The following is an 18013-nucleotide window of genomic DNA, read 5'->3' on the forward strand; positions in this document are numbered from 1 at the left end:
TCCTAGGGTATAGTCTTCAGTTGGGACGAGGTGCTGTTATTGCAGAATTAACTAAAATTCCAACAGTGAGTAACTTTCGAGCAGGGGATATTGCAGCCAAAGGTCACGGCGCGCCACTAGTTCCCCGCGTAGATGCATATTTTCTAAGTCATTCTCATGAGTCCCGTTGCGTACAAAATATTGGTGGAATTGGCAACGTTGCTTATTTACCGTCGCGATCGCATCCTCATTGGTTAGAGAAAGTTCGTGGTTGGGATACAGGACCTGGCAATTCGCTTTTAGATTTGGCAGTACAGTATTTAACAGATGGTACTCAAACTTATGATGCTGATGGGAACTGGGCGGCTAGTGGAACTCCTTGTCATGCATTAGTAGAAAAATGGTTGAGTGAGGATTATTTTCAACTACCGCCACCAAAATCTACAGGAAGAGAACTTTTTGGCTGGGAATACTTACAAAATTGTCTAGTCGATACCAATACACTCAATTTAAATGCTGCTGATACTTTAGCAACACTCACAGAATTGACCGTTGCCTCGATTGTCCACAGTTATCAGACATTCCTACCACAATTACCTAAGCGTGTTTTGTTATGCGGTGGCGGTAGTCGAAATCTTTATTTAAAGCGCCGATTACAAGAATTACTAGCACCAATACCTGTGCAAACTACAGACGAAGTTGGACTGAGTGCTAATTTTAAAGAAGCGATCGCATTTGCTGTTCTTGCTTACTGGAGAATGTTAAACCTTCCTGGCAACTTACCGCAAGCTACTGGTGCAACTCAACAAGTACTGCTCGGAGAAGTGCATTTACCAATGTGAAAGCGAGCAGGGGTAAAGAGAACAGAGGAAACAGTGTGACTAGAGGATAGGGAGTTATAAGTTGCAGAAATTCTTTAATTCAAAACTCTCGCCTTCAAAACTCAGAACTAATCCTCGCTCCTCGCTTCTAAGCTCTAAATAAGTGCCAAACCGAGCTAATTTCTCAGTATAATCCCGCTTGGAGATTCATCGCGACCAAGGTTAGATTTGTTTTGTAATTAGTCTGTGTAGTACTTTTCGGTTAATGTGGCTAGGACAACTTACTGATTCAAGCAGTAGCTACATGTTTTTTATTACACAGCTTAATACTGGCTAGTGCCATGAAACCTTATCACTGGTCGATTTAATTTCGTATGATAGATCTCAACATTGGTCGCTTAATTGCTCAGCGTTATCAACTTCAAGAACTCATTGGAACAGGAGCGATGGGTCAAGTTTATCTCGCCAATGACCTATTGTTGGGTGGTGTACCTGTTGCTATTAAATTTCTTGCCTTATCGATTCAAAATAACAAAATTCGAGTGCAGGAACGATTTGAGCGAGAAGCTAAAACTTGCGCACTCCTCGGTCAAAAAAATATTCACATTGTCCGAGTCATGGATTACGGTGTAGATGAAAAGAGTATTCCATACTACGTCATGGAATATTTGCAAGGAGAAAGTCTAAGTGATGTTATTCGCTCGCAGTCTCTCTCACTAATAAGATTTTTGAGTTTTGCGCGTCAACTGTGCTTAGGGCTGCAAGCTGCGCACGAAGGTATTCCTGTTGATGGAGAAATTTGCCCAATCATTCACCGTGATATTAAGCCAAGTAATGTTTTGGTGGTGCCTAATCCCAGTTTTGGAGAGTTAGTCAAGATCCTTGACTTTGGCATAGCGAAACTACTTCAATCAGACAGTTCTGAAACAAACTACTACTTAGGAACTTGGGCATATTCCTCTCCTGAACAAATTGAGGGTAAAGAACTCAATAATCGCTCAGATATTTATAGTTTGGGTGTGATGATGTTTGAGATGCTGACAGGTAAGATGCCTATACAAGCAAATACCAATTCCTTTGGTGGCTGGTATAAAGCTCACCACTTTCACCCACCACGCTCTTTTAGAGAAATAAATCCACTGCTGGAAGTACCGCAAGAATTAGAAAATCTAGTGATGCGTTGTCTAGCCAAAAAATCCAGCGATCGCCCCCAAAATATTAGTGAGATTCTCCAAACGATTACGTCCTTAGAGCAACTAGATAGTTTGGCACAACCTTCAACTTTATGTCACAAAAACTTATTATCTCAACTGACTAGCACTCCTCAAAACATCACAGAGGAGGAGTGTTTAAATACTGATGCAAGTAGCAGTGAACTTCCGTCTTGGCCAAAAAACAAACCAATTGCTGATATTGTTTTTCCTCATCCAATTCGTATACATAATCAACTCACTGTCGCTTTATGGGTAATGCTACCAAAGCAAGAGATTGAAAAGCGACTACAAGGTACGCGTTATAATCAGTTTTTATTTTTGAATGCTCCCCACCCGATGATTTTGTGGGTTACTGTGTTACACAGCCATGAGCATACGCCTAAATGGCTCCCTTACTACCTAGATTTGAAATCTCATCAAGGTATAGAACTTGCAAGGCTTTTACTCGAAACCGGATGCTATAAAATACTCCTGTTCGCGCGCGAATCTCCACAACGTGCTTTTACGTATATACAAACAGAGATTGCATCTCCACAACGCCAATTGTTACAACAGTGGATTACAATGAGCCAACGTGCAGTTTCTACTGCCTCTCCACAGTTTAGTCGTGGTCTTCTCAAAAAAGAATTAGAGAAAATAAAGCCTCAAGTCATAATGAAATTGGCAGCAGTCTATAAAACTTAAGTGTTTCTTTATGACTTAATGGTAGGACTTGTTTATATTGTGTAGTACCAAAATTTAGAAATGGAAATGACTTTCGCTGCTCTTGCGCTCACTCTACTTAAATGCACGCATAAATCTTTAGCATAGAGCTAGGTTAACTATATAGAAGACCAAGGCTTTTATCTGACAAAGCTTATGTTACACATTTTATTTGAGGCGGTTGCTATGTATCGACTCTTCGTCATAGCTGTCTGCAAAAAAAAGTATTGAGAAAAAACACAGCATGTGTAACAACTACTTTATTCGGTATTGATTCTTGTGCAGTAGTTTTATGATGCAGCTCAAACTCAAGTGAGTCGAGTGAAATGATTACGTGTTTATGTTTGCCTAGTTGACGCCCCGACACCCCCAGTCCTTTTCCCTGCTGGAACCGAGCAAGAGATGGAGGTCGCCTACTGCGACTTTGGATTTTGTAATTAAGCCCAGCTACCTCCTTCTAAACCCCAATGATGCTTTAGCAACTGTTTGTAAGTTGCTTCGCGCATTACCATCTGCTGGTACAGCTTGACTAAAAAATCTTTAGCCTGCTCGTGACTCATATTTTGAACTTGTGTTTCAAAGGAGCGGATGCTGAATTGCTGTTCAAGGGAAAGTTCAATTGGCTGATCCATAGCTAACTCCAAACGAGATACTGAATGTTACTGGTCACTCTACCTAAAGTAGGAACAAAAATTGTTGCACTACCTACATCTAAGTCTATTTTTACAAAATATAACAAATAGTTGACAACTTGCACATACTCCTTGATAAGTAGTTATTCTAAATCAAAAGAAATATCCTGACCTCGGTGAATTTTAGGAGGGCTGAGTTTGTTCTATCAAGTCTAAACAAGTAAAAAAGCTCAATTTGAACATAAGTTGAGTATTTATACTTAAGCTAACTTAAGTTGGCTTAAGTGCAGACGGTCTAGAGTAGGAGAGGTGTTGAGTGCCTGTGAATTTTGATGGTGATGTCAAGGGATAAAAAAGCAAATATGAATAACCTACCTTAACTTCTCTTTCAATATCTCAAAACATTAAAGAACAGTTCATTGAGGTAGTAAAAGCAGGTCAAAGTAATACACAAAGATAACTACAGGGTTATTAAGAGCAGAAATACGCTTCAAAAAAATGCAGTAGTGCCTCACGAATAAGCTATAGCTGTAGTAATGGCTGCTAAACTTCAAGCTGTCTCGATTACGCAACCAATGGCAGAACCAAAATCACAACTCCCAGCAACGTTGTTGTCGTTTCTGGACAACAGTCCTGTCATTCGTATTGGTATTTTTTTCGCAAGAAATCACTTGATATTTTATGGTGATGCCAACTCTTAACCATTCACTAAACGATTACTACCATCTCTTCCTTTGGTATTAAGTTTGCCTGATAGAGAATAGCAGCACGATTGGTCATTGGATCGGGCAAGCACTGTACTGATCTTGTAGCTAGCAGCAGTAAAGATTAAGGTAGTGCAGCAATCAGTTGTTGTGTTTTCTCACAGCCTGGAGAGTCTATTGTTTTTCCAATTTTATTAAGCGGCGAGATTATCTCTGCTATTCCTATAGCTGCTATTGTGACAATCTTCAAACTCAAAATACCCGATAGAAATAGCAGTGAGTGAAACTTACACATGAAGCACACATGCTCTTTGATCGAAGTTTGAGCTACTTAGATGAAGTGTGCCTATGTGTACTCTATATTCTGAGCTTTATTTGTAGTCCAAGGAGATAGACTTTATCTATCTAGCGGCGTTATAAATACGCCGAACATCAAGCATTTTATCAGCAAAGAGATGGAGAAACTTAATTGAGTTTCTCCCCTACGCTCACTTTACTGCACAGAACTCAACTCCTTCTCTACAGCAGCTTCAGCACTATCGGCTTCTGATGGTGGTACAACTTGCCAAAATTGCGGTAGATACTCTGACCAGTTTTCCAAAATTTGTTTCCCTTTAGGTGAATTTGTGCGTTCCACATGAGTAACAATCAAATCTTTTAGTTGCTTCTCACCAGCAGGGCTACTCACCCGTTGCAGTTTGACAATTTCTGGATTAACTAATGCAGGAAAATTGCTATCTTCATCCAAGAAGTATGCTAAACCTCCTGTCATTCCAGCACCCACGTTTCTACCAGCTTTACCCAAGACAACAATGACACCACCTGTCATGTATTCACAGCAGTGATCGCCTGCACCTTCGATAACGGCGGTTCCTTTAGAATTACGTACTGCGAAGCGTTCGCCTGCAATACCATTAGCAAAGAGAGTTCCACCTGTAGCACCGTACAAACAAGTGTTACCTACAATTACATTTTGATCGGGGGCATAAGTTGCCGCTACTGGAGGTTTAATAATAATTTCCCCACCATGCATTCCTTTGCCAACGTAATCGTTTGCTTCACCTTCAAGGGTCAAAATCATGCCAGGCAAGTTAAAGGCGCCAAAACTTTGTCCGACACTTCCTGTGAAATTGAGATTAATTTGTCCTTCAAAACCAGTATTATTATATTGAGCAGCGATCGCTCCTGCGAGTCTTGCCCCGACTGTGCGATCTGTATTCACAATCTTCGAGTTTTTGGTAACAGTAGAGTGATTGCGAATTGCTGCTTGAATTTCTGCATCGGCGAGTAATTCATCATCTAAAACAGGACCATTACTGTGAACTGTTTCGTGATGGAGCCAAGTGCGGTCTTCCTTAGTATCTGGTAACTGCGTAATGCAGTCAAGATTGAGCGTTTGTGTCTTTGTCAGCCTGACTCCTTCTCGCACTTTTAGTAAATCAGCACGTCCCATAACTTCAGTCAGCGAGCGATAACCAAGTTTTGCTAAAAGCCCGCGCACTTCTTCTGCAATAAAGTAGAAGAAATTAACGACGTGTTCTGCCATACCAGGGAAGCGCTGTCTGAGTTCCTCTTTCTGACTTGCCACACCAACAGGACAGTTGTTTGTATGACAAATGCGTGCCATGATACAGCCTTCTGCAATCATCGCAATTGAGCCAAAGCCGAATTCTTCAGCGCCCATTAAAGCCCCCATCAGGACATCCCAACCACTCTTAAAGCCGCCGTCAACACGCAACACGACGCGATCGCGTAATTTATTTTCCATCAACACCCGATGCACTTCGGTTAATCCCAGTTCCCAAGGTCCACCTGCATGTTTAATTGAGGATAAGGGTGATGCCCCTGTACCGCCATCGTGTCCTGAAATTTGGATAATATCAGCATTTGCTTTGGCAACACCTGCGGCGACTGTCCCGATACCGACTTCAGCAACTAATTTGACAGATACTTGAGCTTGAGGATTAATCTGATGTAAGTCGAAAATCAATTGTGCCAAGTCTTCGATTGAGTAAATATCGTGGTGTGGTGGTGGAGAAATGAGTGTCACCCCAGGCTTAGAACGTCGCAGCATGGCAATGTACGGACTGACTTTTTTTCCAGGAAGTTGACCGCCTTCTCCTGGTTTTGCTCCTTGGGCGATTTTAATTTCAATTTGCCTGGCATTCATCAAGTACTCTGGTGTTACCCCAAAGCGTCCTGAAGCAACTTGCTTAATTGCTGAAGAGGCTGTGTCACCCTTTTTCAAGCCTCTCAAATGCGGTAGTAATGCCGAATGACCTTGGTCATCCACATCATCCAATACGTGATAGCGGACGGGATCTTCTCCACCTTCTCCTGAATTTGATTTACCACCGATGCGGTTCATCGCGATCGCCAGAGTCTCATGGGCTTCGCGCGATAGCGCCCCCAAAGACATACCACCAGTACAAAAGCGTTGCACAATTTCTGCGATTGGTTCAACTTCGTCTTTAGCAATTGGCGCACGGTCTGAATTAAAGTCAAGTAAATCGCGTAATGCAGTTACGGGTCGGTGTTCTAAGAGTTGGCGATAAACTTCGTAATGATCGTAATTCTTTTGATCGGCGATCGCTTTATGTAAGGCTTTTGCAAGTTCTGGGCTATTCATGTGGTACTCACCGCCTGGGCGATACTGAATAAACCCAAAGTTTTCTAATTTTTTAACGGTCAACTCAGGGAAAGCCCGTTGATGGAAAGATAAAACCTCCTGCGCCAGTTCGCTGGTACTCAAACCTCCTAAGCGCGAAGTTGTGCCACGGAACCCAAGTTCTAATAAATCTTGGGCAATTCCAATTGCTTCAAAGATTTGTGCACCCTGGTAACTCGTCAGCAAAGAAATTCCCATCTTCGACAAAATCTTGAGAATTCCTGCTTCTACTGCTTTGCGATAGTTATTCAGTGCTTGATCGAGTGTAATTGCCGCAATCTTACCACGCTCCATGAACTGTTGAGTTTTTGGATCAGACCACCAACTACGTACAGTTTCTAAAGCAAGGTACGGACAAACCGCACTCGCACCATAACCAATCAAACAAGCAAAGTGATGCGTACTCCAGCACTGCGCAGTATCAACTACCAACGAGGCTTTCATCCGCAAGCCTTGACGAATTAGGTGATGATGAACTGCACCAACAGCTAATAAAGGAGGAATGTAACTCAATTCTTCCGATAATTTACTGGCTGTGCGATCGCTTAAAATCAAAATTTCGTTTCCATCTTTTACTGCCGCCGCTGCTTGTTCGCACAGTTTTCGTACTGCAACTTCTAATCCTTGCGGACCTGTGGCAATTTCAAATAATGTAGATAATGTGGCACATGTAAAGCCTGATTGCTGTACAGCGACTAAATCTTCTGCTTGCAACACTGGAGAATCAAGCTTCAGACGCTTGGCATACTCTGGTTTAACTTCTAATAAGTTTCCTCGTTCGCCTAGTTCCATCTTCAATGACATCACCAAGCTTTCGCGCAAAGGATCGATGGGAGGATTCGTTACTTGTGCAAACCGCTGCTTGAAGTAGTCATACAGCAAATGAGGGCGTTCGGATAGCACTGCTAAGGGAATATCATCTCCCATACAGAAGGTCGGTTCTTTTCCTTCACTTGCCATTGGTTGAATCACCATTTCTACATCTTCTGTGGTGTAGCCAAAGGCGATTTGACTCCGTAGCAATGCAGTTTTTGGATTCAGTGTTTGTGGCAAAGGAGTAGAAGATAAGTTCTGCGTTGTATCTTCCTCTCCACCAAATGCTGCTTGAGTATCTAGATTTAGAGTATCTGTATTACCAAGTTCGACACGATATTCATTCAGCCATTGACCATAAGGCTTTTCTTGGGCAATTCGCTGCTTAATCTCCCAATTTTTTAAAACCTCGTGGCTTTCCAAGTCCACAGCAATCATCTGTCCTGGACCGAGTCTGCCTTTTTCTACAATATCGGCTTCTGGTAAATCAACAACACCAGCTTCAGAGGCAACAACAATATAACCATCTTTTGTTACGCTATATCGTGCTGGTCGCAATCCATTGCGGTCTAGTGTTGCACCGACTTTTTTCCCGTCACTAAATACGAGAAGTGCTGGTCCATCCCAGGGTTCTTGAATACCACTGTAGTATTCATAGAAATCAATAATTTCTGGATAATTGTCTAAATCTGGCTGATTTAAATACGCTTCTGGCACCATAATCATCAGTGCTTCAAGCGGACTACGACCCGATCGCACTAATAACTCAAGCACATTATCAAGTGTAGCTGAGTCACTATTATCAACATAAACAATCGGTTTGAGTACATCAAAACGATCTTCCCAAACTGGATGTGTTAGATCTGCTTCTCTTGCCATCATCCAGTTGATATTTCCTAACAAAGTGTTAATTTCCCCATTGTGTCCTAGTAGCCGCATTGGTTGCGCTAATGGCCACTTAGGCATGGTGTTCGTGCTAAAACGACGATGGTAAACTGCAAAAGCACTTTGGTATGCTGGATTTCTTAAATCAGTATAAAATTCGCCCAAAACTGCTGATCGCACCATTCCCTTGTAAACAATTGTGCGACTAGAGAAAGAGCAAACATAGAAGTTCTCGGCGTCTTTCACCTCACTTATTGCTTCTAGCGCTTTACCAATTTTTTTCCGCGCAATATACAACTGGCGTTCTAGCGCGTCTCCTGTTTTATCTTTGCTAGATATGAGGACTTGTTCGATTTTAGGTTGATTTTCTCTCGCTTGAATTCCCAATAACTGGGGTTTGACTGGTACAACACGCCAGCCTAATACAGTGAAATCTTCTTGCACTAAGACGCTCTCTACAGTGTGACGAACTATATTGGCGATCGCGTCTTCTTGTGGTAAAAACAACATCCCTACTGCACAATTTTCTGGGTGTGGCATCTGATGTCCTTGCTGTTGCGCCCACTGACTCAGCAACTCCCAAGGAATTGCAGTCATCAATCCTGCACCATCACCCGAATCTTGGTCAGCACTACAACCACCTCGATGTTCTAAACAAGCAAGCGCTGCTAGTGCCTTCTCAACAATTTCATGACTTGCTCGATTTTCACAATGAGCAATAAATCCCACGCCACAGGCATCCCTTTCTTCTACTAACCAGCGTGGTCCTACATAAGTGCTACTGAGATGTGTTTCTGAGCTTTGACTCACTTCATTTCGTTGATTTTGGTTCATCTGCTGGTTATTCATAAACTAGTAGGATTCTGTAGAAGGGATTTACCTAAATTGACTGCGATTAATTCTGTAATTTATAACTACAGAACAGTGGCGGATGAAAAATACAAGGTTGAGTTAATAAAAATTATTTAAAATTATCCGACTCACGTTCAATACTTTTTGCTGGAGATTTACCAGGACTTTTGCTTTCAGTGCTTGTCATCTCATCTATAACGGATATAACACTTTCTTGTTGGAACCCTAATCTACGGGTGAATGTCTTAAAGTTATGATTTTGTCGCTACTCAGCCAATCATTGAGGAGTACTAGCTCAGAATCGATCTTAGTGGGCAAACCTACTGACAAATGCCAACAAAGCTGCATCAACTGTTGATCTTCATCATAGAGTACAGAGTAAGGTTATGATCAAATGCCTAGATTTGACAATTCCACGACGCAACAAAATTTCATTGCAATTTTGGAAATGCTACTGCTAAGCACTTACCAACTAATTTAGTAGCAACACCCAATGTAAGTCGAGCATAGTAGCACACTCAATTAATGGGTAAGACTTGAATACTGCTAGTTTTTTGGCAAACACACTCAAGCCACTTCTATACATTATGGCGTTAAGGCTCGGAATAAAAGTCAGTAATTTTTAATATTTGAGTCAAATTCTCTGTTAAGGAGTCAATAGTGAAACAAGATGATACAAAAAGTCGGAAGTCATTGCGTGCAAAGTCACTAAACATCCGCATTGGTTGCCGCTACTATGACGTTTCAACTCTTGTTTTCAATCACATCAATCACTAAAGTGAGTAATGCCTATCTTATCTCGCGCATTTTTTGTGCCAAGTAAAACGCTATTTCCTTTGCTGACGATCGCTTTATGGCTTACTCCAATCGTCAACAGCGATGCTCAGCAATCGTTGGAATTAGCTTCATCTTCAAACTCAAAATCACTAGTTGCTCAAAGCTCTACATCTCGTTTAATTGCGACAGGAACGCAAGTTTCAATTAACAATCGAACATTTCCGGCTACTTGGAGTCAGCGACAGCAGCCAACCAAATCTGAAGTTGCCACAGCCATGAGTGATGCAGGACTCATGCAACTGCTTGGTGTAGATTTACTAAATACCAGAGACGTCACCAAGCAACCTGTACAATGGTTTTCCTCACCAACAGTGTCAGCTTTTGAATTAGATACTTGGCATCGTGATGGTTATCGTTATCTTGATATTACTCAATTAGCTAGCAAAATGGGCTGGCAGATGCAAGCGCAGGGTAACATCCTCCGAATCAATACACCATCAGCAACAATTCAAAACATTCGTCAGGGAAAACAAACCTGGGGCGATCGCATTGTCATTGATTTAAACCGTCCCACGTTTTGGCAAGTGACGCCTCAACCAGTTGCAGCAAAACCTCAACCACCATCACCAACAAACGATGACGATCAACCCCTCAATCAAGAATGGTTAATCACCATCGACGCCACCGCCGATCGATCAATAACACAACAATTCCAACCAAGTCTACCTGAGCAGCTTACCAGCACTCCAGCCAACAATCAAACTTCAGTTCTTCAGGTAGAAGCTGCCTCAAATTTGACAACAATTCACTTGAGTGTCCCTGCTGGGTTATCCCCGCAATTGAGTACGTTACCGAATCCTAATCGCTTAGTCGTTGATTTGCGACCTGATCCAATGGTTGAGCGCGATATTCAATGGGCTTCAGGAGTACGTTGGCGACAGCGGTTTGTGACTTTAGGAAATTCACGCTTTCCTGTTGTCTTACTCGAAATTAATCCCCAAAAAACTGAATTATCACTTCTCCCAATTTCGAGCGTACCAAATTCTCTGACTGGTACTGCGCCCATCATTACCACTGCACAACAACTAAAGGCTGCAGCTGCAATTAACGCTGGCTTTTTTAATCGTAAGAATCAGTTACCTTTGGGTGCTATTCGGCGCGATGGACAATGGCTATCAGGTCCAATTCTCAATCGAGGGGCGATCGCGTGGAATGACTCTGGTAAGTTCAAATTCGGGCGACTACAACTTCAAGAAACAATTATTACTGCTACTGGACAGCGTCTCCCTATTGATACTTTTAATAGTGGTTATGTCAAATCTGGTATTGCACACTATACAAATGCTTGGGGAACTACGTATACACCTTTAATTGACAATGAAATTATTGTTGTTGTCCAAAATAATCAAGTAGTAGGACAAATTCCTGGAGGTGTATCTGGTGCAACAACAATTCCCATCCCCCCTAATGGCTTCTTACTTGCTTTAAGAGCAAATCCACAAATTGCCAGTTTGCTTCCTGTAGGGTCAATCATCCGTACAGAAAACTCCACAACTCCCGCTGATTTTTCTAACTACCCACACATTTTAGGTGGTGGACCACTTTTATTACAAAATCGTCAAATAGTCCTTAATGCTCAAGCTGAAGGCTTTAGTGAAGCTTTTAGCCGCCAAAAAGCCTCGCGCAGTACAATCGGTACAACTGCAACAGGAAACCTTCTTATTGCTGCTGTTCATAATCGGGCTGGTGGTGCTGGTCCTAGCTTGACTGAAATTGCCCAAATTATGCAACACCTGGGCTGTGTGGATGCCTTAAATCTTGATGGTGGTAGTTCTACAAGTCTTTATTTGGGAGGGCAACTACTCGATCGTTCGCCTCGTACTGCTGCTCGCGTCCATAATGGACTTGGTATTTTCCTTCAACCCCGCAATTAGACACTTAACGGACATTACGTATGAAGTTGCGCCTTGATGTTGGTTAATAGTTAAGGACTATTTGGAGTATAAAAAATCTTTGCACTGACTAATGACAAACCTTAACTTTTATCGAATTACTGAAGTTAAAGATTACTTAAACATATCCCATTGCTGATGAAGAGTTGTTATAAACGTATGAAACTGCTGCAATTTGTAGTGACAGTTGCTAGTCAGAGTTTGCTATCTTGGGCTATATTTGCCTGAGTTTGAACATTTTAAACGCCAAGTCGGTTTGCTATTTTTCTATTCATCGTACAGCTTCGTTCTATAAATTTAAGGAGAAGTATTTATGGTCCAGGCTCAAGAAACCGCCCACGAGCCTACAGCAGTATCTCTACCGTCTGTAAGTCATAAAGGCATCGCAGCTACTGAACTCAGACCGTGGGGAGCTTTTACAGTTCTAGAAGAGGGACGCGGATATAAAATTAAGCGAATTGAAGTTAAACCAGGGCATCGCCTGAGCCTACAAATGCATCATCACCGCAGCGAACATTGGATTGTTGTTTCAGGTACAGCAAGAGTAACTTGTGGTGACACAGAAATCTTACTAACAAATAATCAATCAACCTACGTTCCTCAGTGTACAAACCACCGTTTAGAGAACCCTGGTGTCATTCCACTGGTTATTATCGAAGTGCAAAACGGCGAATACTTAGGAGAAGATGATATTGTCCGTTTTCAAGATGACTATTCTCGGACAAAGTAAGTTCAAGGATGGGGAAGAAAACCGATAAAATGTGTTACTACCTGGTTCTTGTGTCTTGGATGTTTGTCTACAAGGCGACATAGCAACAACTCCCTATCTTTTGGATATTATGGTTCGTCTCAGTACATCTGCCGCTCATGAAATTCAGCGTCTTAAATTAAAGCAACGACAAGATGCTTTCTTTCGGTTAAAAGTTCAAGCTGGCGGCTGCTCTAGCTTGATCTATGAAATGGCATTTGACACTGAGCTTGTGCCCAGCGATCGCATTTATGAATGTTGCGGATTGACAGTTGTTGTTGATGCCCAAAGCTTAGAATACGTCAATAACCTCCTCCTTGATTACTCAGAAGATTTAATGGGAGGAGGTTTTCGCTTTCATAATCCTAATGCGAGTACTACCTGTAGTTGCGGTATTTCGTTTGCCATAACATCTTCTTCTTGAACTAACTATGACAAGAACTTAGAGTTTGGAGGTTAAGACTGAAGGAAAAACTAGTCATAGCAGTATAGCTAGGATATGACATAAGTTCTGACTTCTGACCTTTTCTAAGCAATACTTATTTGATTTGACATATAGTTTATATATTTGCTATACTCAGAATTTGTTAAATCTTAAAGCAGTAAGAAACTTTACGTGCTGTAACCCATGCCAACCATACAGCAACTTATCCGTAGCGAACGTCAGTTAACAACCAAGAAGACAAAATCACCAGCACTAAAGGAATGCCCACAGCGCCGAGGTGTATGTACAAGGGTTTATACTACAACCCCTAAAAAACCTAACTCTGCCCTACGTAAAGTAGCAAGAGTCCGTCTCACATCTGGGTTTGAAGTCACAGCATATATTCCTGGCATTGGTCATAACTTGCAGGAACACTCAGTTGTGATGATAAGAGGTGGTCGTGTGAAAGATTTACCTGGAGTGCGATACCACATTATTCGGGGAACTCTGGACACGGCTGGAGTCAAAGATCGCAAACAAGGTCGTTCCAAATACGGAACAAAGCGTCCTAAGTAACACAACTTAGAAATATAAATGTAGCAAATCTCACGCTTGCTACAATTTTTAAACAAAAAATGTTAAATTAACAGAGCTTGTACCTCCATTCAGTTTTGTCAGTGAAGGTGCAACTCTAAGATGTCAAGTAAAGTATAAGATCCCTAGCTTACAACATTAATTAGTGAGGATAAACCTTATTTAACGTTGTGCAGGAATATACTCCATTGTTATTTGTGACTCCATTAAAGCTAGCTTATTCAGCATAGTCAAGAAAGTTAAGTCCGCTCCTAATGTCGTTGTTGCCCAATAGTTTAAAGGCTTACGTATGTCTCGTCGTACTGTTATTCAAAAGCGTCCAGTTCCACCAGATTCAGTATATAACAGTCGCCTCATTAGCATGATGATGCGACGGGTGATGCGTAGTGGAAAAAAATCCCTAGCCGCAAGAATCATCTATGACGCAATGAAAACTATCGAAGAACGCACTGGATCTGATCCGATAGAAATTTTTGAAAGAGCAGTTCGCAATGCAACTCCTCTTGTTGAAGTGAAAGCGCGTCGTGTTGGCGGTGCAACGTATCAAGTACCGATGGAAGTGCGCACAGATCGAGGAACTACTCTAGCACTTCGTTGGTTAATTCAGTACTCTAGACAACGTTCAGGTCGCACAATGGCAGGTAAGCTTGCCAATGAACTAATGGATGCTGCAAACGAAACAGGAAGTGCAATTCGCAAGCGGGAAGAAACTCATCGTATGGCAGAGGCAAACAAAGCATTTGCTCACTATCGCTACTAGAGAGGAAATCAGCACAAATATAGAACGGATTTCCCTAAACGTATAGAATCTTAACAGAGAGTAATATCAAGATACCTGCGGCAACACAATTCAAGGAGGTAGCTGTGGCACGTACAGTCCCGCTGGAAAAAGTACGCAATATCGGGATTGCGGCCCACATTGATGCGGGCAAGACAACAACAACAGAGCGAATTCTCTTCTACTCCGGTATTGTTCACAAAATTGGAGAAGTTCACGAAGGAACAGCAGTAACTGACTGGATGGAACAAGAACGGGAGCGGGGAATTACGATCACTGCTGCTGCGATTACGACAAGCTGGAAGGATCACCAAATCAACATCATTGATACGCCTGGGCACGTAGACTTCACAATTGAAGTTGAGCGCTCGATGCGAGTACTCGACGGTGTGATTGCTGTGTTCTGCTCAGTCGGTGGCGTACAGCCTCAATCAGAGACAGTATGGCGACAAGCAGATCGGTATAAAGTACCAAGAATTGCCTTCATCAACAAGATGGATCGCACAGGAGCGAACTTCTATAGAGTTTACGACCAAATCCGTGATCGCCTACGTGCCAATGCAGTACCAGTACAACTTCCTATTGGCAGTGAAGACACTCTAAGTGGGATTGTAGACTTGGTGCGGATGCGTGCTTTTATTTATGCAAACGATAAAGGTACAGATATTCAGGAAGCCGACATTCCTGCAGAGATGCAAGAGCAAGCAGCAGAGTACCGCACTAAGTTAATTGAGGCAGTTGCAGAAACGGACGAAGAACTCATTGAAAAGTATCTAGAAGGCGAGGAGCTAACCGAGGCAGAAATTCGTAAAGGTTTACGTCAAGGAACAATAGCCGGAACGATTGTACCTTTATTGTGTGGTTCAGCTTTTAAGAACAAAGGTGTCCAATTACTGCTAGACGCAGTAGTAGATTACTTACCAGCACCGATTGACGTACCCGCCATTCAAGGTACTCTACCTTCAGGAGACACAGTTGAGCGCCGAGCTAGTGATGAAGAACCATTCTCTGCTTTGGCATTCAAAATTATGGCAGATCCTTACGGGCGACTGACATTTATCCGCGTATACTCTGGAATCCTGAAAAAAGGTAGCTACGTCATGAACTCTACCAAGGGCAAGAAAGAGCGGGTATCGCGCCTTGTGGTATTGAAAGCAGATGACAGAACTGATGTAGACGAATTGCGGGCAGGAGATTTAGGAGCAGCGTTAGGACTCAAGGATACCTTTACAGGTGATACGCTTTGTGATGAGAGTGCTCCAGTTATACTAGAGTCGCTATACATTCCAGAGCCTGTAATTTCTGTTGCAGTGGAACCAAAAACCAAGCAAGACATGGATAAGTTGTCCAAAGCACTGCAATCCTTGTCTGAAGAAGATCCTACCTTCCGCGTGAGTGTTGACCCTGAAACAAACCAAACCGTTATTTCCGGAATGGGAGAGCTACACCTCGAAATTCTTGTAGATCGAATGTTGCGAGAATTTAAGGTAGAAGCTAATGTAGGTGCACCACAAGTTGCTTATCGCGAAACTGTGCGTAAACCTGTCAAAGCGGAAGGCAAGTTCATTCGTCAAAGTGGTGGTAAAGGTCAATACGGACACGTTGTTGTTGAATTGGCTCCAGGTGAACCTGGCACTGGTTTTGAGTTTGTCTCCAAAATTGTGGGTGGTTCAGTACCCAAAGAGTACATTTCCCCTGTTGAACAAGGGATGAAAGAAACCTGTGAATCAGGGATTTTGGCTGGATATCCAGTCATCGATGTCAAAGCAACTTTGGTAGATGGCTCTTACCACGAAGTTGACTCCTCGGAAATGGCGTTTAAAATCGCTGGTTCCATGGCGATGAAAGAAGCTGTGATGAAAGCTTCACCCGTGCTCTTAGAACCTATGATGAAAGTAGAGGTAGAAGTACCTGAAAACTTCCTAGGGGATGTGATGGGCGATCTTAACTCTCGTCGCGGTCAAATCGAAGGCATGGGATCTGATCAAGGCATTGCTAAAGTCACTGCTAAAGTCCCATTAGCAGAAATGTTCGGCTATGCTACAGATATCCGCTCGAAGACCCAAGGTCGGGGTATCTTCACAATGGAGTTTAGTAACTACGAGGAAGTACCTCGCAACGTGGCTGAAGCAATTATCGCTAAAAGTAAAGGGAACGCATAATTAAAAAAGGAACCGATCATTCATGGCACGCGCAAAGTTTGAAAGAACTAAACCCCACGTTAACATCGGTACGATTGGTCACGTTGACCACGGCAAAACCACACTGACAGCAGCAATCACTATGACCCTGGCTGCTATGGGTCAAGCGAAAGCTCGAAAGTATGATGATATTGATGCCGCTCCAGAAGAAAAGGCTCGTGGTATCACAATCAACACAGCTCATGTGGAGTATGAGACAGAAAAGCGGCACTATGCTCACGTAGACTGCCCAGGACATGCTGACTATGTGAAAAACATGATTACTGGCGCAGCACAAATGGATGGAGCTATCCTCGTTGTATCTGCAGCAGATGGTCCAATGCCGCAAACTCGCGAACACATTTTGTTAGCCAAGCAAGTAGGGGTTCCTAACATCGTTGTCTTCTTAAACAAGAAAGATATGGTAGATGACGAAGAACTACTAGAGCTTGTAGAACTAGAAGTCCGCGAACTTCTAAGTTCATACGACTTCCCTGGTGATGATATTCCTATCGTCTCTGGAAGCGCATTGCTAGCTCTCGAAGCAATGGTAGGTGCACCTTCGACCCAAAAGGGCAGTAATGAGTGGGTTGATAAAATCTATGAATTGATGGATGCTGTAGATGCATACATTCCAACACCAGAGCGTGATGTCGATAAGCCTTTCTTGATGGCAGTAGAAGACGTGTTCTCAATTTCTGGTCGTGGTACTGTAGCCACAGGTAGAATTGAGCGCGGCAAGGTCAAGGTAGGTGAAACTGTGGAGCTAGTAGGTATCAGAAATACTCGCAGTACCACTGTAACTGGTGTAGAAATGTTCCAGAAGACCTTAGATGAAGGTATGGCTGGAGACAATGTTGGTGTCCTACTCCGGGGTTTAAAGAAAGAGGACATCGAGCGAGGAATGGTACTAGCTAAGCCTGGTAGTATTACCCCACATACTCAATTTGAGTCTGAAGTTTATGTACTGACAGACAAAGAAGGTGGTCGGAAGACGCCGTTCTTCTCAGGTTATCGTCCTCAATTCTATGTACGGACGACTGACGTAACTGGCACAATCACAGCTTTCACCTCTGATGATGGTAGCGAAGCTGAAATGGTCATGCCAGGCGATCGCGTCAAAATGACTGTAGAACTAATCAGCCCGATTGCGATTGAGCAAGGAATGCGCTTTGCGATTCGCGAAGGCGGTCGGACTATCGGTGCAGGTGTTGTTTCTAAAATTGTGAAGTAACATCTTTGTGAATAAATTGAGAGCAGAAAGGCAACGCTATGCGGTAAAATGCTTTT

General features: G+C 42.6%; 12 protein-coding genes. 10 read left to right on the forward strand and 2 right to left on the reverse strand.

Going from position 1 to position 18013, the window contains the following annotated elements:
* Together IQ230_RS15110 and IQ230_RS15115 are read left to right on the forward strand one after the other, a co-directional pair.
* The coding region (locus IQ230_RS15110; protein ID WP_193932785.1) for an anhydro-N-acetylmuramic acid kinase at nucleotides 1-821 on the forward strand (821 nt) is incomplete at its 5' end.
* Between the two features lie 353 nt (nucleotides 822-1174).
* Nucleotides 1175-2698, forward strand: coding sequence for a serine/threonine-protein kinase (locus IQ230_RS15115; RefSeq protein ID WP_193932786.1), 1524 nt, complete (start codon nucleotides 1175-1177; stop codon nucleotides 2696-2698).
* 455 nt (nucleotides 2699-3153) lie between these two features.
* Here the strand turns inward: IQ230_RS15115 and IQ230_RS15120 are convergent, their stop codons facing one another.
* Nucleotides 3154-3348 (reverse strand): NblA/ycf18 family protein, encoded by a 195-nt coding sequence (locus IQ230_RS15120; protein ID WP_015186531.1) that lies wholly within the window; start codon nucleotides 3346-3348, stop codon nucleotides 3154-3156.
* A gap of 536 nt (nucleotides 3349-3884) precedes the next feature.
* Here IQ230_RS15120 and IQ230_RS15125 point away from each other — a divergent pair.
* Nucleotides 3885-4049, forward strand: a complete 165-nt coding sequence (locus tag IQ230_RS15125) for a hypothetical protein (RefSeq protein WP_193932787.1) — start codon at nucleotides 3885-3887, stop codon at nucleotides 4047-4049.
* A 496-nt stretch (nucleotides 4050-4545) separates the two neighbouring features.
* Here IQ230_RS15125 and gltB read toward each other — a convergent pair whose 3' ends face one another.
* The gene (gltB, locus tag IQ230_RS15130; protein WP_193932788.1) at nucleotides 4546-9267 is read right to left on the reverse strand and encodes a glutamate synthase large subunit; all 4722 of its coding nucleotides are present in this window, start codon (nucleotides 9265-9267) and stop codon (nucleotides 4546-4548) included.
* A gap of 788 nt (nucleotides 9268-10055) precedes the next feature.
* Between gltB and IQ230_RS15135 the strand changes: the two genes are divergently transcribed.
* The 7 genes from IQ230_RS15135 (at nucleotide 10056) to tuf (ending at nucleotide 17957) form a co-directional block, all read left to right on the forward strand.
* Nucleotides 10056-11981, forward strand: a complete 1926-nt coding sequence (locus IQ230_RS15135) for a phosphodiester glycosidase family protein (protein WP_193932789.1) — start codon at nucleotides 10056-10058, stop codon at nucleotides 11979-11981.
* Nucleotides 11982-12312: 331 nt separating this feature from the next.
* Entirely contained in the window at nucleotides 12313-12729 is a 417-nt protein-coding gene (locus IQ230_RS15140; RefSeq protein WP_193932790.1) for a cupin domain-containing protein, read from the forward strand.
* Nucleotides 12730-12760: 31 nt separating this feature from the next.
* On the forward strand, nucleotides 12761-13171 hold the full coding sequence (locus tag IQ230_RS15145) for a HesB/IscA family protein (protein WP_322742423.1): 411 nt from the start codon (nucleotides 12761-12763) through the stop codon (nucleotides 13169-13171).
* 204 nt (nucleotides 13172-13375) lie between these two features.
* Complete coding sequence (gene rpsL, locus IQ230_RS15150) at nucleotides 13376-13747, forward strand: 30S ribosomal protein S12 (RefSeq protein ID WP_099702729.1); 372 nt, start codon at nucleotides 13376-13378, stop codon at nucleotides 13745-13747.
* 307 nt (nucleotides 13748-14054) lie between these two features.
* Nucleotides 14055-14525, forward strand: coding sequence for a 30S ribosomal protein S7 (gene rpsG, locus IQ230_RS15155; RefSeq protein ID WP_099702728.1), 471 nt, complete (start codon nucleotides 14055-14057; stop codon nucleotides 14523-14525).
* 104 nt (nucleotides 14526-14629) lie between these two features.
* Nucleotides 14630-16705, forward strand: a complete 2076-nt coding sequence (gene fusA, locus IQ230_RS15160; RefSeq protein ID WP_193932791.1) for an elongation factor G — start codon at nucleotides 14630-14632, stop codon at nucleotides 16703-16705.
* A gap of 22 nt (nucleotides 16706-16727) precedes the next feature.
* Nucleotides 16728-17957: an elongation factor Tu gene (gene tuf / locus IQ230_RS15165; RefSeq protein WP_193932792.1), complete on the forward strand. Its 1230-nt coding sequence runs from the start codon at nucleotides 16728-16730 to the stop codon at nucleotides 17955-17957.
* The last annotated feature ends 56 nt before the right edge of the window (nucleotides 17958-18013 follow it).

It is taken from the genome of Gloeocapsopsis crepidinum LEGE 06123 (assembly GCF_015207655.1).
Taxonomy (GTDB): domain Bacteria; phylum Cyanobacteriota; class Cyanobacteriia; order Cyanobacteriales; family Chroococcidiopsidaceae; genus Gloeocapsopsis; species Gloeocapsopsis crepidinum.

Coding starts and splice junctions, on each gene's coding strand:
- IQ230_RS15115 (WP_193932786.1), top strand. CDS start 1,175: ATGATAGATCTCAACATTGGTCGCTTAATTGCTCAGCGTTATCAACTT.
- IQ230_RS15120 (WP_015186531.1), bottom strand. CDS start 3,348: ATGGATCAGCCAATTGAACTTTCCCTTGAACAGCAATTCAGCATCCGC.
- IQ230_RS15125 (WP_193932787.1), top strand. CDS start 3,885: ATGGCTGCTAAACTTCAAGCTGTCTCGATTACGCAACCAATGGCAGAA.
- gltB (WP_193932788.1), bottom strand. CDS start 9,267: ATGAATAACCAGCAGATGAACCAAAATCAACGAAATGAAGTGAGTCAA.
- IQ230_RS15135 (WP_193932789.1), top strand. CDS start 10,056: ATGCCTATCTTATCTCGCGCATTTTTTGTGCCAAGTAAAACGCTATTT.
- IQ230_RS15140 (WP_193932790.1), top strand. CDS start 12,313: ATGGTCCAGGCTCAAGAAACCGCCCACGAGCCTACAGCAGTATCTCTA.
- rpsL (WP_099702729.1), top strand. CDS start 13,376: ATGCCAACCATACAGCAACTTATCCGTAGCGAACGTCAGTTAACAACC.
- rpsG (WP_099702728.1), top strand. CDS start 14,055: ATGTCTCGTCGTACTGTTATTCAAAAGCGTCCAGTTCCACCAGATTCA.
- tuf (WP_193932792.1), top strand. CDS start 16,728: ATGGCACGCGCAAAGTTTGAAAGAACTAAACCCCACGTTAACATCGGT.